The sequence below is a fragment of the Peribacillus sp. NPDC101480 genome, from assembly GCF_050277335.1.
Taxonomy (GTDB): Bacteria; Bacillota; Bacilli; order Bacillales; family DSM-1321; genus Peribacillus.
On the sequence record NZ_JBNNSB010000001.1, the window covers coordinates 769985 to 789046 of the forward strand.

The 19062-nt window shown below is 43.7% G+C and carries 21 protein-coding genes and 1 other annotated feature; of the genes, 18 read left to right on the forward strand and 3 right to left on the reverse strand.

What is annotated here, in order from left to right:
- Positions 1–117 precede the first annotated feature (117 nt).
- The 4 genes from mreC to minD all read left to right on the forward strand — a co-directional run bounded on the left by mreC (position 118) and on the right by minD (position 3111).
- Positions 118–990 carry a rod shape-determining protein MreC gene (gene mreC / locus ACQKMF_RS03875; protein ID WP_101222790.1) on the forward strand — a complete coding sequence of 291 codons (873 nt, stop codon included), beginning with the start codon at positions 118–120 and terminating at the stop codon, positions 988–990.
- Positions 987–1505 carry a rod shape-determining protein MreD gene (gene mreD / locus ACQKMF_RS03880; protein ID WP_101222789.1) on the forward strand — a complete coding sequence of 173 codons (519 nt, stop codon included), beginning with the start codon at positions 987–989 and terminating at the stop codon, positions 1503–1505. The genes mreC and mreD overlap by 4 nt, the downstream gene beginning before the upstream one ends.
- Before the next feature lie 116 nt (positions 1506–1621).
- A complete protein-coding gene (gene minC / locus ACQKMF_RS03885; protein ID WP_230176797.1) occupies positions 1622–2305 on the forward strand; it encodes a septum site-determining protein MinC in 684 nt (227 codons plus the stop codon).
- Between the two features lie 2 nt (positions 2306–2307).
- Entirely contained in the window at positions 2308–3111 is an 804-nt protein-coding gene (gene minD, locus ACQKMF_RS03890; RefSeq protein WP_034308862.1) for a septum site-determining protein MinD, read from the forward strand.
- Positions 3112–3237: 126 nt separating this feature from the next.
- On the opposite strand, the gene ACQKMF_RS03895 is transcribed toward minD, so the two are convergent.
- Positions 3238–3681, reverse strand: a complete 444-nt coding sequence (locus tag ACQKMF_RS03895) for a S1 domain-containing RNA-binding protein (RefSeq protein WP_034308861.1) — start codon at positions 3679–3681, stop codon at positions 3238–3240.
- 239 nt (positions 3682–3920) lie between these two features.
- Here ACQKMF_RS03895 and ACQKMF_RS03900 point away from each other — a divergent pair, with 239 nt between their 5' ends.
- From ACQKMF_RS03900 to ACQKMF_RS03950, 11 genes are all read left to right on the forward strand, one after another.
- On the forward strand, positions 3921–4670 hold the full coding sequence (locus ACQKMF_RS03900) for a M23 family metallopeptidase (RefSeq protein ID WP_101222787.1): 750 nt from the start codon (positions 3921–3923) through the stop codon (positions 4668–4670).
- Positions 4663–5529, forward strand: coding sequence for a M50 family metallopeptidase (locus ACQKMF_RS03905; protein WP_101222786.1), 867 nt, complete (start codon positions 4663–4665; stop codon positions 5527–5529). The genes ACQKMF_RS03900 and ACQKMF_RS03905 overlap by 8 nt, the downstream gene beginning before the upstream one ends.
- Before the next feature lie 41 nt (positions 5530–5570).
- Positions 5571–7043 carry an Rne/Rng family ribonuclease gene (locus ACQKMF_RS03910; protein WP_427572409.1) on the forward strand — a complete coding sequence of 491 codons (1473 nt, stop codon included), beginning with the start codon at positions 5571–5573 and terminating at the stop codon, positions 7041–7043.
- Positions 7044–7118: 75 nt separating this feature from the next.
- Positions 7119–7202, forward strand: a sequence feature (ribosomal protein L21 leader region).
- Between the two features lie 13 nt (positions 7203–7215).
- Positions 7216–7524, forward strand: a complete 309-nt coding sequence (rplU, locus tag ACQKMF_RS03915) for a 50S ribosomal protein L21 (RefSeq protein WP_034308849.1) — start codon at positions 7216–7218, stop codon at positions 7522–7524.
- A 13-nt stretch (positions 7525–7537) separates the two neighbouring features.
- Positions 7538–7870: a ribosomal-processing cysteine protease Prp gene (locus ACQKMF_RS03920; RefSeq protein ID WP_101222784.1), complete on the forward strand. Its 333-nt coding sequence runs from the start codon at positions 7538–7540 to the stop codon at positions 7868–7870.
- A 12-nt stretch (positions 7871–7882) separates the two neighbouring features.
- Entirely contained in the window at positions 7883–8173 is a 291-nt protein-coding gene (gene rpmA, locus ACQKMF_RS03925; protein WP_048688955.1) for a 50S ribosomal protein L27, read from the forward strand.
- Positions 8174–8712: 539 nt separating this feature from the next.
- Positions 8713–9252, forward strand: a complete 540-nt coding sequence (locus ACQKMF_RS03930) for a Spo0B domain-containing protein (protein WP_101222783.1) — start codon at positions 8713–8715, stop codon at positions 9250–9252.
- Between the two features lie 48 nt (positions 9253–9300).
- A complete protein-coding gene (obgE, locus tag ACQKMF_RS03935) occupies positions 9301–10590 on the forward strand; it encodes a GTPase ObgE (RefSeq protein ID WP_101222782.1) in 1290 nt (429 codons plus the stop codon).
- Between the two features lie 40 nt (positions 10591–10630).
- Entirely contained in the window at positions 10631–11080 is a 450-nt protein-coding gene (locus ACQKMF_RS03940; RefSeq protein ID WP_034308837.1) for an ACT domain-containing protein, read from the forward strand.
- 621 nt (positions 11081–11701) lie between these two features.
- Entirely contained in the window at positions 11702–12577 is an 876-nt protein-coding gene (gene pheA / locus ACQKMF_RS03945) for a prephenate dehydratase (RefSeq protein WP_101222781.1), read from the forward strand.
- 331 nt (positions 12578–12908) lie between these two features.
- A complete protein-coding gene (locus ACQKMF_RS03950) occupies positions 12909–13601 on the forward strand; it encodes a DUF6944 family repetitive protein (protein WP_427571849.1) in 693 nt (230 codons plus the stop codon).
- Positions 13602–13659: 58 nt separating this feature from the next.
- Here ACQKMF_RS03950 and ACQKMF_RS03955 read toward each other — a convergent pair whose 3' ends face one another.
- Together ACQKMF_RS03955 and ACQKMF_RS03960 are read right to left on the reverse strand one after the other, a co-directional pair.
- Complete coding sequence (locus ACQKMF_RS03955; RefSeq protein ID WP_101222780.1) at positions 13660–14190, reverse strand: transcription repressor NadR; 531 nt, start codon at positions 14188–14190, stop codon at positions 13660–13662.
- Positions 14191–14239: 49 nt separating this feature from the next.
- The gene (locus tag ACQKMF_RS03960; RefSeq protein WP_427571851.1) at positions 14240–15367 is read right to left on the reverse strand and encodes an IscS subfamily cysteine desulfurase; all 1128 of its coding nucleotides are present in this window, start codon (positions 15365–15367) and stop codon (positions 14240–14242) included.
- Positions 15368–15471: 104 nt separating this feature from the next.
- Between ACQKMF_RS03960 and nadB the strand changes: the two genes are divergently transcribed.
- From nadB to nadA, 3 genes are read left to right on the forward strand one after another with little or no spacing between them, the layout of a single operon-like run.
- A complete protein-coding gene (gene nadB, locus ACQKMF_RS03965; protein WP_427571853.1) occupies positions 15472–17055 on the forward strand; it encodes an L-aspartate oxidase in 1584 nt (527 codons plus the stop codon).
- Positions 17036–17887 carry a carboxylating nicotinate-nucleotide diphosphorylase gene (gene nadC, locus ACQKMF_RS03970; protein ID WP_101222777.1) on the forward strand — a complete coding sequence of 284 codons (852 nt, stop codon included), beginning with the start codon at positions 17036–17038 and terminating at the stop codon, positions 17885–17887. Before nadB ends, nadC begins: the two co-directional genes overlap by 20 nt.
- Positions 17884–18990, forward strand: a complete 1107-nt coding sequence (gene nadA / locus ACQKMF_RS03975; RefSeq protein WP_101222776.1) for a quinolinate synthase NadA — start codon at positions 17884–17886, stop codon at positions 18988–18990. Before nadC ends, nadA begins: the two co-directional genes overlap by 4 nt.
- Positions 18991–19062: the final 72 nt, after the last annotated feature.

A 19062-nucleotide genomic window follows, 5' to 3' on the forward strand; every position in this document is an offset into this window, starting at 1 on the left:
TCTCAAATAGGGCCGGCTCAACAAAAGGTGCAATTTTGAGCCGGTTTTCTTATGTTTTGCTGTTTAATTAAATCCATAGTGTATTTTTAAGAAATTTTAGATAGAGGTGTAATCACCATGCCACAGTTTTTTAATAAAAAGCTCCTTCTCTTGCTCGTTAGTATTATCGTTCTCGTGGCATTGATCGGTTTTTCATTAAGGGAGAGAGAAGAGTTGACTTGGCCGGAGCAATTCCTGAAAGATACGACAGGCTGGGTCGGAAATGTGTTTAATAAGCCAGTATCGGGTATAACAGGTTTTGTAGGGGGCTTAAAAGACCTACAACATACATACGATGAAAACAAAAAATTGAAAGCCCGCTTGGATGAATATGTATTATTGAAAACGCAAGTCCAAGATTTAAAGGAAGAAAATGAAGAACTTCGCGATAACCTCAAAAAAGAAGATGACCTGCGCAAGTATTCGCCCACTCAGGCGACGGTCATTGGACGCAATCCCGACCGCTGGCATGAAATGCTGACGATTAATAAAGGGAAGCGCAATGGGGTAGAAAAAAATATGGCTGTCATCACGTCCAATGGGTTAGTCGGTAAGGTGAAATCAGCGACGGATTTCACGGCCTCGGTTCAACTTTTAAGCTCGATCGATAAAGCCAATCGTGTCTCATCGATCGTCCAAGGTGATGATAAAGCATATGGCTTGATTGAAGGATTCGATGATAAGAAGAACCTTTTGCTGATGAAACGGATCCCATATGATAAAAAGATCAAGAAAAATTCATTGGTCATCACATCCGGTTATGGAGGGATCTTTCCGAAAGGTCTGCTGATCGGGAAAGTTGTCGATGTTAAAGTGGATCAATATGGATTGAACCAGACTGCATATATTGAACCTTCGACGGATTTTTATGATATTAATAATGTCATGGTCGTTCAGCGCGAAGTGGACGGTGTACCGAAAGAAAGTGAAGGGGAGGATGAAGCTGAGTGAGATATTTCATCCTTTCTTTTATAGCCTTGGTTTTTTTTGTTTTTGAAAGCATCTTCGCCCAGATGTTCGCTGGAGATGCATTCGGGGCCGATAAAATCCTCGTGCCCCATTTCATGATGGTTTTCGTTTTTTTCCTGACCATGTTCGGCTCAAGGAAAATGGGTATGCTTTATGGTGCGATTCTTGGGTTGACTTATGATGTCGTATATACGGAAATCCTTGGGACTTACATGTTCCTGCTGCCTTTTCTTGCCTATTTGATATCGAAATGCATGAAAATCCTGCAAAATAATATATTGATTGCCTGTCTTACTGCGCTTTTATTCACGGCAGTTTTAGAGGTTGTCATCTTTCAGATGAATATCATACTCTCTTTTGCAGATATGGGGTTTGCTGAATTTGCGGAACGGAGATTGATTCCGACATTATTATTGAATCTCGCATTCATTATTATTAGCTGCTACCCTTTAAAGAGAATGATTGAAAAGCTTGATTTGCAAGGAGAAACGGAATAACGTTCCTGTGTCTTAAGAAGCAGGTGGGAAATGTATTTTCTCATTTCCGTGTACGTAGAAAAAGGAAATTTGTTTTCCTATGTCGAATTATATTTCATTGAGGTGAAACAAACGTCATGAATAAAAGAATTCAGCAAAATGTCATGATTAAGGGAACAAAAGACGGGTTTATGCTTCATCTCGATGATTCTTGCTCATTTTCCGAATTATTGAAAGAGTTAGAAGTGAAGCTTTCGGCAAACTATCAGTTTCAAGAAAATGACCCGTCCATTTCCGTAAAAGTACATACAGGGAACCGCTATCTTGATGAACAACAAGAAGAACAGATTAAAGAGGTCATCCATAAAAAGAAGAAGCTTTTCGTGGATGAGATGATTTCGAATGTCCTGACGAAGGATGAAGCGAAACGATGGAAAGATGAAAACCAAGTGACGACCGTGACCAAGGTGATAAGGTCGGGACAGGTTTTTGAAGTTCCCGGGGACTTACTGCTGATAGGGGATGTCAATCCCGACGGAACGGTTCGTGCGGGTGGCAACATATATATCATGGGACAGTTAAAGGGAATAGCCCATGCCGGATATAAAGGGAATAACGAGGCCATTATAGCTGCCTCTGTCATGAAGCCTGCCCAACTGCGTATTGCCGGAAAAGTGAATTTATCTCCTGACCAATATACGAAATGGGGACATGACTTGGAATGTGCCTTCATGGATGAAGAACAAAATATCATAATAGAAAAATTGCAAGTCTTAAAGAAATATAGACCTAATTTAAATAGATTAGAAGGGGGTCTCTAATCGTGGGAGAGGCAATAGTTATAACATCCGGTAAGGGTGGTGTCGGGAAAACGACCACCTCCGCCAATTTAGGAACATCTTTAGCTCTTCTAGGCAAAAAGGTTTGCTTGATTGATACGGATATTGGTCTTCGGAATTTGGATGTGATCATGGGATTGGAGAATCGCATCATCTATGATTTGGTCGATGTGGTCGAAGGGCGCTGTAAGATACACCAGGCGCTTATCAAAGATAAACATTTCGAGGATTTGCTTTATCTGCTTCCCGCTCCGCAAAATAGTGACAAAACAGTGGTGAATGAAGAGCAGATGAGGAAACTCATCAGCGATATGAAGCCTGACTATGATTATGTCATCATTGATTGCCCTGCAGGCATTGAACAGGGCTTCAGGAATGCCATAGCTGGGGCAGACAAGGCTATCATCGTTACGACTGCAGAGAGACCGGCTGTCAGGGATGCTGACCGTATTATTGGCCTGCTTGAAAAAGAAGAGCATATTGAACCGCCCCAATTGATCATCAACCGGATCCGCGGCCATTTGCTTCATGAGGATGAAGAAATGGATATCGATGGAGTTGCCGATTTTCTTAAGATTGATTTGATCGGCGTCATTCCTGATGATGACCAGGTCATTGTGGCAGCGAATAAAAAGGAACCCATTGCCTATAATCCGGATAATAGAGTTTCGCTTGCCTATCGGAACATCGCCAGAAGGATCCTTGGTGAATCTGTGCCCTTGACTCCAATTGGCAGCGAACCAAAGGGCTTCATGTCCAAATTGAAAAAATTCTTCAGCGTGCGGTAAATCTATATTCTTTTGTCAAGAAGCGGGGAGCATTTGATGCCCTCGCTTTTTTTTATGCTTCTTGTGAAATAAAAAAGGCAAGCCATATACTGGCTTGCCTGATCTATATGCTAAAAATGCAGCGGGTTATCCGCGTCTTCCGCCTCTGCCGCCGCGTTTTGATTCGGTGCTGCGTTTAAGTGTCGATAAATTTTCTTCACTAGTCTTTAAAAAGCGCACCATTTTATCTTCGAAATTTTCCTTTGGTTGGAAATTACCTTTTGAACGAAAATCTTTAGAACGGCTATCCCCTTGGCGTGGTGGGCGTTTGGTATAAGAAGAGGTTTGCCCTTCGGGTCTATCTATAGCCTTTTTGATGGACAAGGCAGTTTTTCCGTCTTTCTCACTAATCACTTTTACTTCAATTTGGTCGCCTACTTTAAGATGGTCATTTACGTCTTTTACATAGCTATCTGCTACCTCACTGATATGCACAAGACCTGTTGAGCCTCCTGGTAATTCTACGAATGCTCCAAAATTAGTGATACCTGTTACTTTACCTTGTACTTTGCTGCCTATTTCGATTGACATAAAAAAATGTTCCCCCTCAATAATGTTAAAACCACTTTATTATAACAAATTCCGGGGAACAATATCAATCTCAATTATTCGATTTTCTGAATCGATTGCCCGAACCACCTTGGAAATTCATAAGTTTCAGTGAATTTTTCATCGGAAAAAATTTTTTAAGGGAAGTGCAGAATAGTCTGGACAAGTTGCTCATACGTTGTAATATAGCGCTTTGACATGAGCAGGGGGGGAAGTCTGGAATGGATGATCGCAGGAAAGATATCCGCAATCGTATCGCCAAGAGACGCAAGTTTAATGATAAACCTGCAGGAAGCAGTAGTTGGACGGAGATCAACAATGAGGAACCATATGGGATTGATTCATATAACGGATATTCCGAAAAAGACCATCCGCTCTTCAAGAAAGAATATTTTTTCTTTAAAATCCTTGCCAGTGTATGCCTGTTCCTGATTGTCGCGGTGATGTTCAAACACCCTTCTGTGCGGCTTGACCCTGCCAGGAGTTTTGTCATGGAGAACATGAGCAAGGAATTTCAGTTCGCTTCAATCTCCAATTGGTACGAAAGTGCGTTTGGTAAACCAATCGCTTTTTTACCGAATGAAGCCAATACGGAAACTGTTGATTCGAATGAAGAATATGCAATGCCAGCTTCTGCAAAGATTACCCAAAACTTCGAGACGAACGGTGAGGGAATCATATTGGAAACGAGCAAAGGCTCAAAGGTCGAGGCCGTTAATGAAGGGGTAGTCATTTTTGCCGGTGAAAAGGAGGGGATCGGAAAGACGGTAGTCATTCAGCATGCCAATAAAACTGAATCTTGGTATGGGCAGCTGAAAGAAATTGATGTGAAATTGTATGAGTTCGTTAAAAAGGGCAATGAAGTCGGACAGGTTACACTAAGTGAAGATGGATCCATGGGCAGGTTTTATTTAGCGATAAAGGAAAATGATGCTTTCGTCGATCCTAAAAAGGTGATTTCCTTTGAGTGAATATGGGAAGTTACTGTTTAAAATCAGGGTGCATCCGACATTGTGGTTTGTCATTGGCATCGCCATCCTCACAGCCCATTTCGTTGAAGTGATGATGCTGTTGCTCATCGTCTTCATACATGAGATGGGGCATGCCGTCTGTGCGCAGCACTTCAAATGGCGGATAAAGTCAATCCAGCTTCTTCCTTTTGGCGGGGCTGTCGAGACTGAGGAATATGGAAACAAGAGTTTGAAGGAGGATTTGGCGGTGGTGCTTGCCGGTCCGCTTCAACACGTTTGGCTCATTGGCGCAGCTTTTCTGCTCTATTTCTTTACCATTATCCCATATGAGCTGTACCAGCCATTTTTGTATATGAATCTTATGCTGCTGATTTTTAATCTGCTGCCAATTTGGCCCCTGGACGGGGGAAGGCTGCTATTCATCGGTGTTTCCCTATACTGCACCTTTCTGGAAGCGCAGAAGCATACACTTCACTTTTCTGCAGTATTCGCTTTCCTTGCTTTTTTGACCTGGCTCATTCTGGATCCGCTCAATTTGAACATCTGGCTCATCATCTTTTTCATAAGTCTGTCACTCGTCATGGAATGGCGGCAGAGGTATTATGCGTTCATCCGCTTTCTTCTGCAGCGCCATTACGGGCATACGAATGATTTGGCGAAACTGAAGCCGATCTCGGTGGATTCACAAGAACCGATTTATAAAGTGCTGGAAATGTTTCAACGCGGCTGTAAACACCCCGTGATCATCATGAAAAACGGGAAAGAGAGCGGCTCGTTGGATGAAACGGAAATCCTTCATGCCTATTTTTCCGAGAAAATGACAAACGGGAAAATCGGCGACCTATTATATTCTTATTAAATATGTTATCCTTTCTTCAAATTGAGGAGAGGATTTTTTTGATGAAAAAAATGATCGCGAACCTGGCTTCACGCGAAAAAAGAGTGGCTGTACTTGAGAATGGTGTTTTACGTAAACTTGAAATCATTCCGCCTCAAAAGCGCAGTACGGTCGGTAATATTTATCTTGGGAAGGTGACGAAGGTGTTGCCGGGCATGGATGCCGTCTTCATTGATTATGGAGCAGAGAAAAATGGTTTTTTACACCGTGACGAGATTCCCTCTTTCCAGCTGATAAAAAAAAGTGATGGGAAAGCATCGATCGGTCAATTTGTCCGTCAGGGAGAAAAGCTGCTAGTTCAGGTGACGCGGGATGAAGCGGGCACCAAAGGAGCTAAATTGACTGGGCTGATCGAGTTTTCGACAGATTCCCTCGTATACATACATGGAATAGATTATGTTGGTGTTTCAAAGAAATTCAAAAACAATGATCTTCAGAAGCAATGGCGGGAAACTGCTTTGCAGCATAAAAAGCCTGATGAGGGATTGATTGTCCGCACCTCGATGGAGAACGAAAGTGAATCGGTCTTCCTTGACAGGTTAAATGGATTGCGGGAGCTCTATAAAGGGCTTGAACTTAAGGCTGCGTCCCTCAAGGCCCCTTCCCTTCTCTATGATAGGGATGAATACCTTGATATGATCATTTCCGAAATGTCGGGAACGGCGACCGGGGAACTTGCCATCGATGACTTCGAGGCCTATCTCGAGTTGAAAAAATGGATACAGGAAAACCGTAAGGAGTGGGAAATATCCCATGTATCGGGTACAAAGAATATTTTTTCCGAATGGAATGTGGAAGCGCAAGTTGAGAAAATGGCCAAGAAAATCGTTTGGCTTGAGAATGGCGGATATTTAATTTTTGAAGAAACGGAAGCTTTCACCGTAATCGATGTCAATTCAGGTAAGTTCACCGGCAAGGTGGCGAAGGAAGCAACATTGTTTGCGGTTAATCAGGCTGCGGCGAAAGAGGTCGCCCGTCAACTGAGATTGAGGAATATCAGCGGAATCATCCTGATAGATTTCATCAATATGGAGCAGTCCCGGCATAAGCAGGAAATCATCGAAATCGTTAAAAAGGAAGCGGTGAGGGATGAGAAGCGAACCCAGGTCATCGGTTTTACGGAACTGGGCATTTTACAAATGACGAGAAAGCGAACCTCCCCGTCTTTAAGTGAGATGACGACGGTGCCTTGCCCAGTGTGCAGTGGAAGCGGTAAAATCGAGAGCCCTGAAACGGTTGCCTTCCGGTTGGAACGTGAACTGCTGGAACACAGGAAGACAGATGATGAAGCGGTCTGGGTGGAGGCCAGTAAAGCGGTGGCGGACGTGCTGCTTGGTGAAAAGGAATCATATCGGCCGACATTGGAGGAATTGATCGGTAAAAAGGTATTCCTGTCTTTTATCCCAGGTTCGAGGAATGCTTACTCCATCAAGCGCTTCGGGAGCATTCAGGAAATCGGGAAGGCTTTCGAGTGAAGGGCGGGAATTGTTATAAATATATTGACAGCCTTTCCTGTTTCATGTTAGGATTTTAATGTTATGTTTGTAGCACCCGTGCTACAACCGCTCAACATCAGGTTTTAAGCTTTTGCCTTTCTGGTAAAACGCCTGTGATTGGCGAGTCTGAGACATTTAAGGAGGTGCAAGTATGTACGCAATTATCGAAACTGGCGGTAAACAAATTAAAGTAGCAGCTGGCGAAGCGGTTTACATTGAAAAATTAAACGCAGAAGCAGGCGAAACTGTTACATTTGACAAAGTTTTATTCGTAGGTGGCGAAGACGTGAAAGTCGGTGCTCCATTAGTTGAAGGCGCTACTGTAACAGGTACTGTCGAAAAACAAGGTAAGCAAAAGAAAATCACTGTTTTCAAATACAAAGCGAAGAAAAACAATCGTAAAAAACAAGGTCATCGTCAACCATACACTAAAGTTGTTATCGAAGCAATCAACGCGTAAGGGCTGATTCTAGATGATCAAAGTTGTATTTGATGCTCCGCAGGAACGGATTGCTTCGTTCACCTTAAGCGGACATGCTAATTTTGCTAAAAAAGGTTCTGATATCGTTTGTGCAGGTGTATCGGCTGTATCCTTCGGGGCAGTCAATGCAATCATGTCCTTAACGGACGTAGAGCCTGAGATTGAGCAAGGGAGAGAAGGCGGCTATCTTCGCTGCGTCATTCCGGGGAATCTTTCTCCGGAATCGGAAGAGAAGGTTCAGCTGCTTTTGAACGGCATGCTCATATCGCTGCAAACCATCGAACGTGATTATGGTAAATACATGAAAATTATCCTCAACCAGTAGGAGGTGGAACAAATGTTAAGATTAGATCTTCAGTTCTTCGCTTCGAAAAAAGGAGTAGGTTCTACAAAGAACGGACGTGACTCAATCTCCAAGCGCCTTGGTGCTAAACGTGCAGATGGTCAATTCGTATCTGGTGGTTCTATCCTTTACCGTCAACGCGGAACAAAAATCTATCCTGGTGAGAACGTAGGCCGTGGTGGAGACGATACTCTATACGCTAAAGTAGACGGTGTTGTTAAATTCGAACGTTTCGGACGTGACCGTAAAAAAGTAAGCGTATATCCAGTTGCACAAGAAGCATAATTGGCATCTTTGAACAGAGGCTGACTCAAAAGGGTCTGATTCCTTCTACAAGACACTATATACCGCGTCATTTTTAATAATGGTATGCTATATAGTGATGAAGGGGTCCGGCCCTTTATTTATACTATAGGAAATGAACCAGCAGTTTGCAGGAGACTTTAGTCATTAGTATAAGGAAAACAACCTCTGACTTACAAAAGGCTCGCCAATCGGCGGGCTTTCTTAAACTTTCAGGGGGAAATCCAAGATTACTCATCCATCCGATTTGGTTTAAACCAAATAGACACTCCAATTCAACTATAATATCTCCAATTGGTGCATAAAAGGCCCATTCTCTTTTTTAGTTCAAATGGCTCTACCATCGTCCAAAGAACTCAGGGTGTGCGGCTGTATTTTTTGGACGGGGGCTTTCATGTGAAGGCATGTGAATCGAGCTTCATTTCCTGTTTGTTGTTTTTTTGATATACTGTACAAATGGAAGTATTCAACATGATAGAGCTGAAAAAAAAGTTTCTTTATCATAATTGAAGGTGTTAATAATGGACAAAAATTGGACGACTATTGAAACTCTGCGTCAAACCAGGCATGACTGGCTGAATAAAATTCAAATCATCAAAGGGAATCTGGAGTTGAACAGAATTGATCGTGTCAAGGGCATCATTGATGAAATCATTGTTGAAACCCAGAATGAAGCACGCCTCTCCAGTTTGAATTTACCTAAGTTCACCGAGATGTTGTTGACGTCGAATTGGAATAATGGATCATTTTATTGCGAATATGAAATCATTGATGTTTTTGAAGGCTCAACTGAGATGGACGGGCTGATGTATCGCTGGACAAATGATTTCTTTAAAATTCTCGATAAGAATCTCGATCCGTTTTTTGAAAATATACTGGCTGTTTCCATGTGTAAAAAAGAAGTGAGCGATATGCGCTGTTCATTTCATATGCAAGGCAGGTTCATTGATCAATCCCCAGTGATCGAGTTTTTGGAAAGTTCATTGACGGCCGAGCAATCAATTGAAATTCTTGAATGTAATGAGGATGAAATATTTTTTAAGATGGATATTAACTTTTAGAGAAGTATACAGCAAGAAATGACTTGCAGAAAACAAGGAAGTGATAGCATGTTTGTCGATCAAACGAAAGTCTATGTAAAAGGCGGAGACGGTGGTAACGGGATAGTTGCTTATCGTCGTGAGAAATTCATACCTAAAGGCGGACCTGCCGGCGGAGATGGCGGAAATGGGGCCAATGTCGTTTTTGAAGTGGAAGAGGGCTTGCGTACATTAATGGATTTCCGTTACCAACGTCACTTTAAGGCACCTCGCGGAGAACATGGCATGTCCAAAAACATGCACGGTGCGGCTGCAAAGGATATGGTCATCAAGGTTCCACCAGGCACCGTTGTCATTGATGATAAGACAAAGGAAGTCATTGCTGATTTAGTTGAGCACGGACAACGCGCCATTATTGCCAAAGGTGGCCGCGGAGGCCGGGGAAATTCCCGTTTCGCCACACCTGCCAATCCTGCACCTGAAATCGCGGAGAACGGCGAACCGGGCCAAGAACGTGATATAGTCATGGAATTGAAACTGTTGGCTGATGTCGGTTTGGTTGGTTTCCCAAGTGTAGGGAAATCCACTTTGCTTTCCGTCGTATCCGCAGCAAGACCTAAAATTGCCGAATACCATTTTACGACGATCGTCCCGAACCTCGGAATGGTGGAAACGGAAGATCACCGCAGCTTCGTCATGGCCGATTTACCTGGTCTGATCGAAGGCGCTTCAGAAGGTGTGGGCCTTGGACATCAATTCCTGCGCCATATTGAAAGAACGAGGGTAATCGTTCATGTAATCGATATGTCGGGTCTTGAAGGTCGGGATCCATATGAAGACTACCAAACAATCAATAAAGAGTTGGAAGAGTATAACCTGCGCTTGACTGAACGTCCGCAAATCATTGTAGCAAGTAAAATGGATATGCCGGACTCAGAAGATAACTTAGCGGCTTTCAAAGAAAAGCTGGAAGAAGACTACCCTGTCTTCCCGATTTCTGCCGTGACGCGTGAAGGGATCCGTGAGCTTCTTTATGCTATTGCTGATAAAATCGAAGAGACCCCAGAGTTCCCTCTTGAACATGAAGAAGAGAATACTGGAATCCACCGGGTTCTATATAAACATACATCACAGTCGGATGAATTTAACATTGAACGCGAACCCGATGGCAGCTTTGCTGTATCCGGATTCAAGATCGAGCGTTTATTCAAAATGACTGACTTCACCCGTGAAGAGTCCATACGTCGTTTCGCCAGACAGCTTCGTTCGTTCGGAGTCGACGAAGGCCTTCGCCAAAAAGGTGCGACAAATGGCGATATCGTCCGTATCCTTGAATATGAATTTGAATTTGTTGATTGATTGGAGACCATGATGGCAGGCAAAAGGAGGCGTGCGGAGTTTGAATAAGTCCGATCAGAAATTTTTCCTCGTTCGAGAGGATGTCCTTCCCGAAGCGATGAAAAAAACGCTGGATGCAAAAGAAATGATTGAACGGGGAAAAGCGGAATCAGTTTGGGAAGCGGTACAGCGAGTGGACCTAAGCAGGAGTGCTTTTTACAAATACCGTGACACGGTTTTTCCGTTTCATACAGTTGTTAAGGAAAAGCTGATTACACTGTTCTTCTATCTCGAAGATCGTTCTGGTACTCTATCGGAGCTTTTACGGCTCGTCGCCTCATCCGGTTGCAACATCATGACCATCCACCAAACGATTCCTTTGCAGGGACGTGCAAATGTCACCCTATCCCTGAATACGGGTGGGATGACGATGGATATTAATGAACTGCTTACTAAACTGCGTAAAATGGAGTTCGTCGAAAAAGTCGAAATCATTGGTAACGGCGCATGAAAACAGCCTGTACATTTCACATGTACAGGCTGTCAGTTTGTAGACAAAAGGTTTCGAATTGGTCTCATTAAGAAACCTTTTCCAACTGATCATTAGAGTGTCTACTATGTAAAGATGAACGAACAAAACAGTTTGCCTATTCGTTTCATGCGGCGCAGACCGTGATGGATGTATGTTGGGGAGGATAGTAGCTCCGAGAAAATCAAACAGGTCAGTATCTTTAAAACGTGGCTCATAATTTTGGCCGAGCGTAGAGAAGTGAGGCATTTATCATGGAAACCGTAACCTAAAGACCAACTGACTCTAGTAATCATGTCAAATTGAACTCGTTGATTGGAACTTAAGTTACAGACTCCTGCGGGAAAAGCGCGTCCAAGGGAGATCCCGCAGGCGCGATGGCGCCGAGGAGGCTCCCGGTCCGCCCGCGGAAAGCGAGTGCCCTCCGTTCCAATCAACGGTCAAAGTTTAAAAACCTAACAGCCTGAAGGCAAACTCATTTATTATCGGGTTAGTCTTCAGGCTGTTTTCATTTGAAAGAGGAAATTAACGATTAACTATTGTAAAAAATCAGAAAATGGCATAACATAAACAATAGATTTTCCGTGAAAAGGAGTTTATAATATGACATCAAAAATTGCATTTCTTGGACCAAAAGCAACGTTCACGGATTTAGCTGTATCGCGACTATTTCCTAATGATATAAAAATACCGATGAACACGATTCCGGACTGCCTAGATGCTGTTCGGGACGGGGAAGTGAATCACGCGCTCGTGCCGATCGAGAATGCTTTGGAGGGTTCGGTAAATATAACGATGGATTACTTAGTCCATGAAGTCACATTGCCTATGAAAGGTGAAGTGACGATTCCAATCCAACAGCATTATATGGTGCATCCTGACCATGCATATCCTGGTTTCAAACCTGACATGGTATATTCGCATTCCCATGCCATCGCTCAATGCCGCAAATTTCTACATAATGAGCTAAGGGGCATTCCGTATGAGTATGTCACATCCACAGCTGCCGCTGCGAAGATGGTGATGGAGAATCCCGATATCAATATTGCAGCGATTGCAAATGATATGGCTGCAGAGGAATACGGTTTGACGATTGCAAAACAAAATATTCACGATTACGAACATAATCACACCAAGTTTATTGTCGTATCCAACAGTGAAGTCGACTATGAAGGTCATTTGACCGTTGAAGGCGACAAGAAAACGACCTTGATGATTCAGCTGCCTGCCGACCACTCAGGACAGCTGCACCAAGTCCTTTCCGCTTTTTCCTGGAGGAAACTTAACCTTTCCAAGATTGAATCAAGACCTATGAAAACTGGATTGGGCAATTACTTTTTCATCATCGACATCGAAATGCCCCTTGACGATGTCCTTATCCCAGGAGCGATTTCCGAGCTTGAGGCCTTAGGATGTACGGTATCGATCATGGGAAGCTATTCATGCTTTAAAGTCCAAACAGGTGTACCGCAGCGCTGATTTTTCTTTTGTGAAAATTTTTTTCTAAAATGATAAATGGTACAACCTCAGCTGAGTTTTATCCAATGAATATGTAAGTGCCCCGGGGTTTTCCCGGGGCATTTTTTTGCGAAGGTTTTGTATTCCCTTGGCGTGCATTTTATGAAATATATAAAAGTAGGCAGCATGATTTTGGATGAAAAACAAACACCGATTGTGATGAAAGCAAATACAATAAGTAAATCCCGGTAGGCCACATGGAAATAGGAGCAGTAATACATACCTTGATGACTGATTCAGTGGATGCACCTTTTTAATCAAAAATGCAGAGAGAGGGTGGTGGTCAGCAGAGATGGATAGTCAATTCAAAGAAACTTTCGGTTCTTGGACTCAAGCGATAGGAACCGTCATTTCTGCTGTTGCTGGTACACCATCCAAAGTCTTGGACGAAGAATTTCGTACGAACTTGGATTTGATTGGAAATGAACTTCAAGCAACAGGTAATGCCTTATTGGCTGATGCGGAAGAAACCTGGTCACTGGATAAATTCGGTAATATAATACAGGCAATCGGGAATTCGACCGTTATCTTAGGCCTAGTCATTGATTTTGATGAAATAACGAAACAGGAATTAATCATCAAAGGTAATCTGATTCAAGCGTTGGGCGGAGGCACAGCTTTGGCGGGGGCATACGAAAATCCGGATGAACCGGAGCAGGCCTTAAATGCTACGGGAAATTTGTTGCAGGCGATTGGGAATTCGATGCAAGCGATAGGTGGAATTGCCGAACTTAAAAATAGCATTCTAGAAAAAGACCAAGATAAGGATCAAGAGCAAGAAGAACAAGATAAGGAGCAGGAACTGCAAAAATATCAATATCCTTATTTGGAAGAGAAGCCATCTGATGCTGAATCAATCCAAGTGATGGGAGGCTGGGTACAGGCGGTCGGTTCCGTCATTAGTCTTATCGGGCAGTTAAGAAGTAACGAAGATGAAAACTCCGGGGATGGCAGCTCAAATGAAAGCAATTCCAATGATGAGTGAACATAAGGCCCATAAAAAAAACCTCAAAAGATATGGCTTTTGAGGTTTTTTCGTTCATTCAATCGACTAAAATGCCGGCATCCCTCAAAGCACACTCCGCTTCGTCGAGCAGTTCTTCAGATGATGCGCTCAGTGTATGGAGATGTATGCCGCTCGTTAGCTCCGATAAAAAAGATGCATTCGTTGCCGTCACCCTTGAAAGGAATTGCTGGACTTCCTTACGGCTGCTGACCATGATGGAAGCAGTTAGGTCACCGTATACGGGGTGCTCGATTTTGACATCTTTCACCGTGATGCCGATATCCACGAGTAAATATAGCTCTTCTTGGGTCCGGGAAGGATCATGTTGGCAAGCAATGATCCGTTCCGGCTTTTGCGTGCTCCCCGTTTGTAAGTACAGATAGCCTTGGCTCGTCGCAATGATAGGCTCATTCCGCGCTTTCAGGAGGGTTATGTCACCAACGATAACCTGCCGGCTTACATTCGTTATCTGCGAAAGCTCGCTGCCTGTTACAGGCTCCGCGCTTGTTTGCAATAAATGTAAGAGTTTCGTCCGTCTTTCTTCCCCGAGTAATTTCTTTCTTTCCATAAACATTCACCTCTTTAATTACAAACATTCTAACACAGATTGGAGGATTTTATCGAATGGCAGCTATTCCTTCGATGCAGTCCGCCAACTTGTGAATGTCGTCGGCCGTCGTGTATTTGCCAAAGGAAAAGCGGACGAATTGATGGGCTTCATCTTCGCTTTTCCCAATGGCCATCATCGTTTTTGAAGGATCCTGTTTACCGATTTGACAGGCGCTTCCCGTCGAAACGGCGAATCCTTTCTGGTTTAATTCCAGCATGATGTACTGTCCTTGCAATCCAGCGAAGGTCAGCGCCAGAATGTGAGGCAATTGCTCGTTTTTTGCTTCGATGATTTGAAAATCGATTTTCAAATCCGTTAGCCGTTGGATCAATTGCATCCTAAGTGTGGAAATCCGTTTTCGTTCATCTTCCATGATATCCCCCAATTTCTTAGCAGCGGTTACAAAGGAAGCTATTCCGGGGACGTCCACTGTTCCTGGTCGGAAACCATATTCATGAGTGATATTCGGGACCGAAGCCTTCAACTGATGGATGGCCGGGAAAATGACGGCCCCAGTCCCTTTTGGACCATAAATCTTATGACTGGAAACGGATAGTCCATCACATGAGGCAGCTATCTTGCCAAGCGGTAATTTAGCAAATGATTGGACACAATCCACATGAAAAAAGGCCTGGTGTTTACGAACGATTTCACTTATTTGCTCAATGGGTTGAATGACCCCGATTTCCGAATTCACATGCTGGACAATGACCAAGCATGTTTTCTCCGACATACATTCCTGGAGATGTTCAATATCAACACGGCCATCTTCCAAATGCCGTAAATAAGTAACCTCGAAGCCATCTTGTTCAAGCTTTGTCACGAAGTTGGCAAGAGATGCATGTTCAGTTCGGCTTACGATCAAGTGGTTCTGCCAGGATGGTTTCGAAGCGATAAATGTATCTATGGCAAGCATGTTGCTTTCTGATCCGCCGCTCGTAAAGATGATTCCTTCCTTTTTTATGTTCAGCATTTCTGCGAGTTGCTGTCGTGACATATCCAATAAACGTGCCGCCTCAGAGCCAATATCATGCAAACTGCTCGCATTCCCGAAAAACTTCCGGGATGCTTGGCTGAATACGTCGAGAGCCTCCTCATCAATCGGAGTTGTAGCGGCATAATCCAAATAAATCAAGAAATCACTTCCATCCTTTAATCTTAAAAAACTTCTTGATAATAGTTTAATAATATGTAAATATAGTTGTCAAGACACCTGTCATAAACAGGAGGAATGAAATAATGGTAAAAGCGGAAATCATCGTGATAGGCAGCGGTATTGCTGCCTTGAAAACGGCATTGGAAGCAAGTGAACATAAGCATGTGATACTCATCACAAAATCAAATATCCGTCATGGCAATTCTTATTTAGCTCAGGGCGGGATTGCTGCTGCAATATCTGATCGTGACAGAGTATCCTTACATAAAAAAGATACGCTGGCGGCTGGTCAGCGATATAACAAGGTGAATGCAGTGGAAAAACTCGTCGAAGAGGCACCTTCGGTAATAGCTGATCTTATTGAATCGGGTATGCGATTTGACCATGATCATGACGGAACACTATTGCTTGGCATGGAGGGCGCCCACAGTGAACGAAGAATCCTCCATAGTCACGGAGATGCTACCGGGAAGTACATGATGGAACATCTTATAGGGTGCTTGAAAAAATCATCGATTACTGTGCTGGAGAATGTTGCTGCAGTGGAGTTGATCATCGGGAAAGATGATTCCTGCATAGGGGTCAAAACACTTGATAAGGCAGGTAATCTTGCTGCCTATCATGCTGAACAGACGGTTTTGGCTACAGGCGGCTGTGGTTCCCTATACCATTTCACTTCAAATTCACAAACGGTATCAGGTGATGGAATTGCACTTGCATTCAAGGCTGGGGCAAAAGTTCGTGACATGGAATTCATTCAGTTTCATCCGACCCTGCTTTTTGTAAATGGCAAAGCGCAAGGGCTGGTTTCAGAAGCGGTCCGCGGGGATGGTGCGAGATTAGTGACGGAAATGGGAAGGCCGATCATGGAGGATGTCCATAGCTTGAAGGATCTAGCTCCAAGGCATATTGTGGCACAAACGATTTTTTCCTATTTGCAGCGCGGTGAAAAGGTATTTTTGGATATTTCGATGATTAAGGATTTTAAGATTCGTTTTCCGACAGTGAGCTCATTATGTGAAAAAAGCGGGCTGGACCTTCAATCGGGGAAAATCCCCGTTGCACCTGGAAACCATTTTCTAATGGGAGGAATTGAAGTGGATGAATTCGGGCAGACCTCAGTTCCTTCTTTGTTTGCTGTTGGTGAAGTAGCGTGCACGGGTGTACATGGTGCAAACCGATTGGCAAGCAATTCACTTCTCGAAGGGCTGGTTTTTGGAAATACACTTGGCCGTTTCCTTGCTAAAGTGCCGGCAAGGACGATACCGGAAGAAAAAGAGCAGTCCAAGAGTTCCAGTCCAGTTACCTTTTTACCTGATCTCACGACATTGCAGGAAAAATTAATGAACGAAGCGGGAATCGTTCGAGATGAAGCGGGATTAACTCGACTGAAGGATTATCTTGAGACATTTGATATCGAAAAATTGCTGCATTTGGAAGTAACGGAATTAAAGATAGAAGAAATAACGAAAATAAATGCCATGATAGTGGCGTGGCTGATTGCCGAATCCGCATTGACCAGAACGGAAAGCAGGGGCGGTCATTTCCGCAGTGACTATCCAAGCGAAGATGACGCCAAATGGCTTGGAAATTCGGTTATCCTTGCTTGCACAGATGTGAAAAACCGAGTGAAAGGGAGACGACTATATGAATATATTGAAGCTTAAGCAGATGCTGCAACAATTTTTATTGGAAGATATAGGGGAATGCGATGTAACGAGTGATACGATTTTCGATCAAGGTGAACAAGGGACTTTGACATTCATCGCAAAAGAAGGCGGGGTCTTTAGTGGAGGGGACGTCATCAAGACGGGATTTGCATTATTGGATGAGCAAATCGAGGTTTTCCTTTTTGTTCAAGATGGCGAAGTCTTTGAAGAAGGACAGCAGCTTGCAAGAATGACCGGCGATATGGCATCTCTTTTAAAAGGGGAACGGGTCGTTTTGAATTTGGTGCAGCGTATGTCCGGCATTGCTACACAGGCTAATAAAGCTGCCATGATTTTAGCGGGGACGAAGACGAGAGCTTGTGATACGAGGAAAACTACACCTGGTCTGCGGATGCTTGAAAAGTATGCGGTCCGTTCCGGCGGGGCATACAATCACAGAAATGGTCTGTATGATGCAGTCATGATAAAGGACAACCATATTTCTTTCGCTGGGTCCATAACGAAAGCGGTTCAAACGGTAAAATCCAAACTGGGACATACCACTAAAGTGGAAGTGGAAACGGAATCACCACAACAGGTGCTTGAAGCAGTGGAAGCCGGTGCAGATATCATCATGTTCGATAATCGAAGCCCAGAAGAAATCAAGCAACTGATTAAATTGGTTCCCGCCCACGTCATAACTGAAGCTTCTGGAGGGATCAATTTAGACAATCTAGCCTCATATCGGGAAACAGGGGTAGATTATATTTCGTTGGGCAGCTTGACCCACAGTGTAAGGGCACTTGATATTAGCGCAAAGGTCAAAGAATGTGAGGGGATATTGAAATGAACATATTGGAAATGGCTAAAACAGCAGGAAATGCATTGCCTGAAACGTATAAAACGATGACAAAGGAAGAGATGGAGAATCGGGTCCGGGACATTAAGGAACGACTGGGGAACCGCCTTTATATCCCAGGTCATCATTATCAACGGGAGGAAGTCATTCAATTTTCGGATTCAACGGGAGATTCACTTCAATTGGCTCAGCTTTCAGCGCAAAATCGCGAAGCGGATTATATCGTGTTTTGCGGTGTGCATTTCATGGCTGAAACAGCTGATATTTTGACGGAAGAAGGGCAGACGGTTATCCTTCCTGACATGCGTGCAGGCTGCTCCATGGCGGATATGGCGGATATTGAACAAACGGAACGGGCTTGGACAAAGCTTCAGGATTTATTTGGCGATACGATCCTTCCGCTAACTTATGTTAATTCCACCGCGGCCATCAAAGCATTTGTAGGTAAAAATGGCGGGGCGACAGTGACTTCTTCCAATGCACAAGGGATGGTCTCGTGGGCACTTTCGCAAAAGGAAAGGATCCTTTTTCTTCCCGATCAGCATCTTGGTAGGAATACAGCCTTTGACCTTGGCATCTCATTGACTGAAATGGCTGTCTGGGATCCGCATAAGGATGAATTGATTTATGAAGGGGAGCTCGAAGATCTGAAGGTACTTCTTTGGAAAGGACATTGTTCAGTCCATGAAAATTTCACCACAACTAATATTGAAACGCTTCGAGCGGAGCAGCCTGAAATGAATATCATCGTTCATCCCGAATGCCGCCGTGAGGTAGTCGCCCTTTCAGATTATGCGGGTTCGACATCGTACATCATCAATATGATCGAAAGAGCCGAACCAGGCAGTTCCTGGGCAATCGGAACGGAAATGAACCTTGTCAAGCGACTTATCGCCAATAATCCTGACAAGAACATCATCTCGTTAAATCCGAATATGTGTCCATGTCTTACGATGAACCGAATTGATCTGCCTCACCTGCTGTGGGCGCTTGAATCCATTGAAGAAGGTATAATCATCAATCCGATCAAAGTGGAGAAGAACATTGCGGATAATGCAATCCTGGCTTTAAACAGAATGCTGGAACGCGTTTGAGTCAGTGCTTACTAAAAAGACTTTGGATCATAAGAAAAAGAGGGGCAATACCCCTTTGAGTTTGTCCGCTTG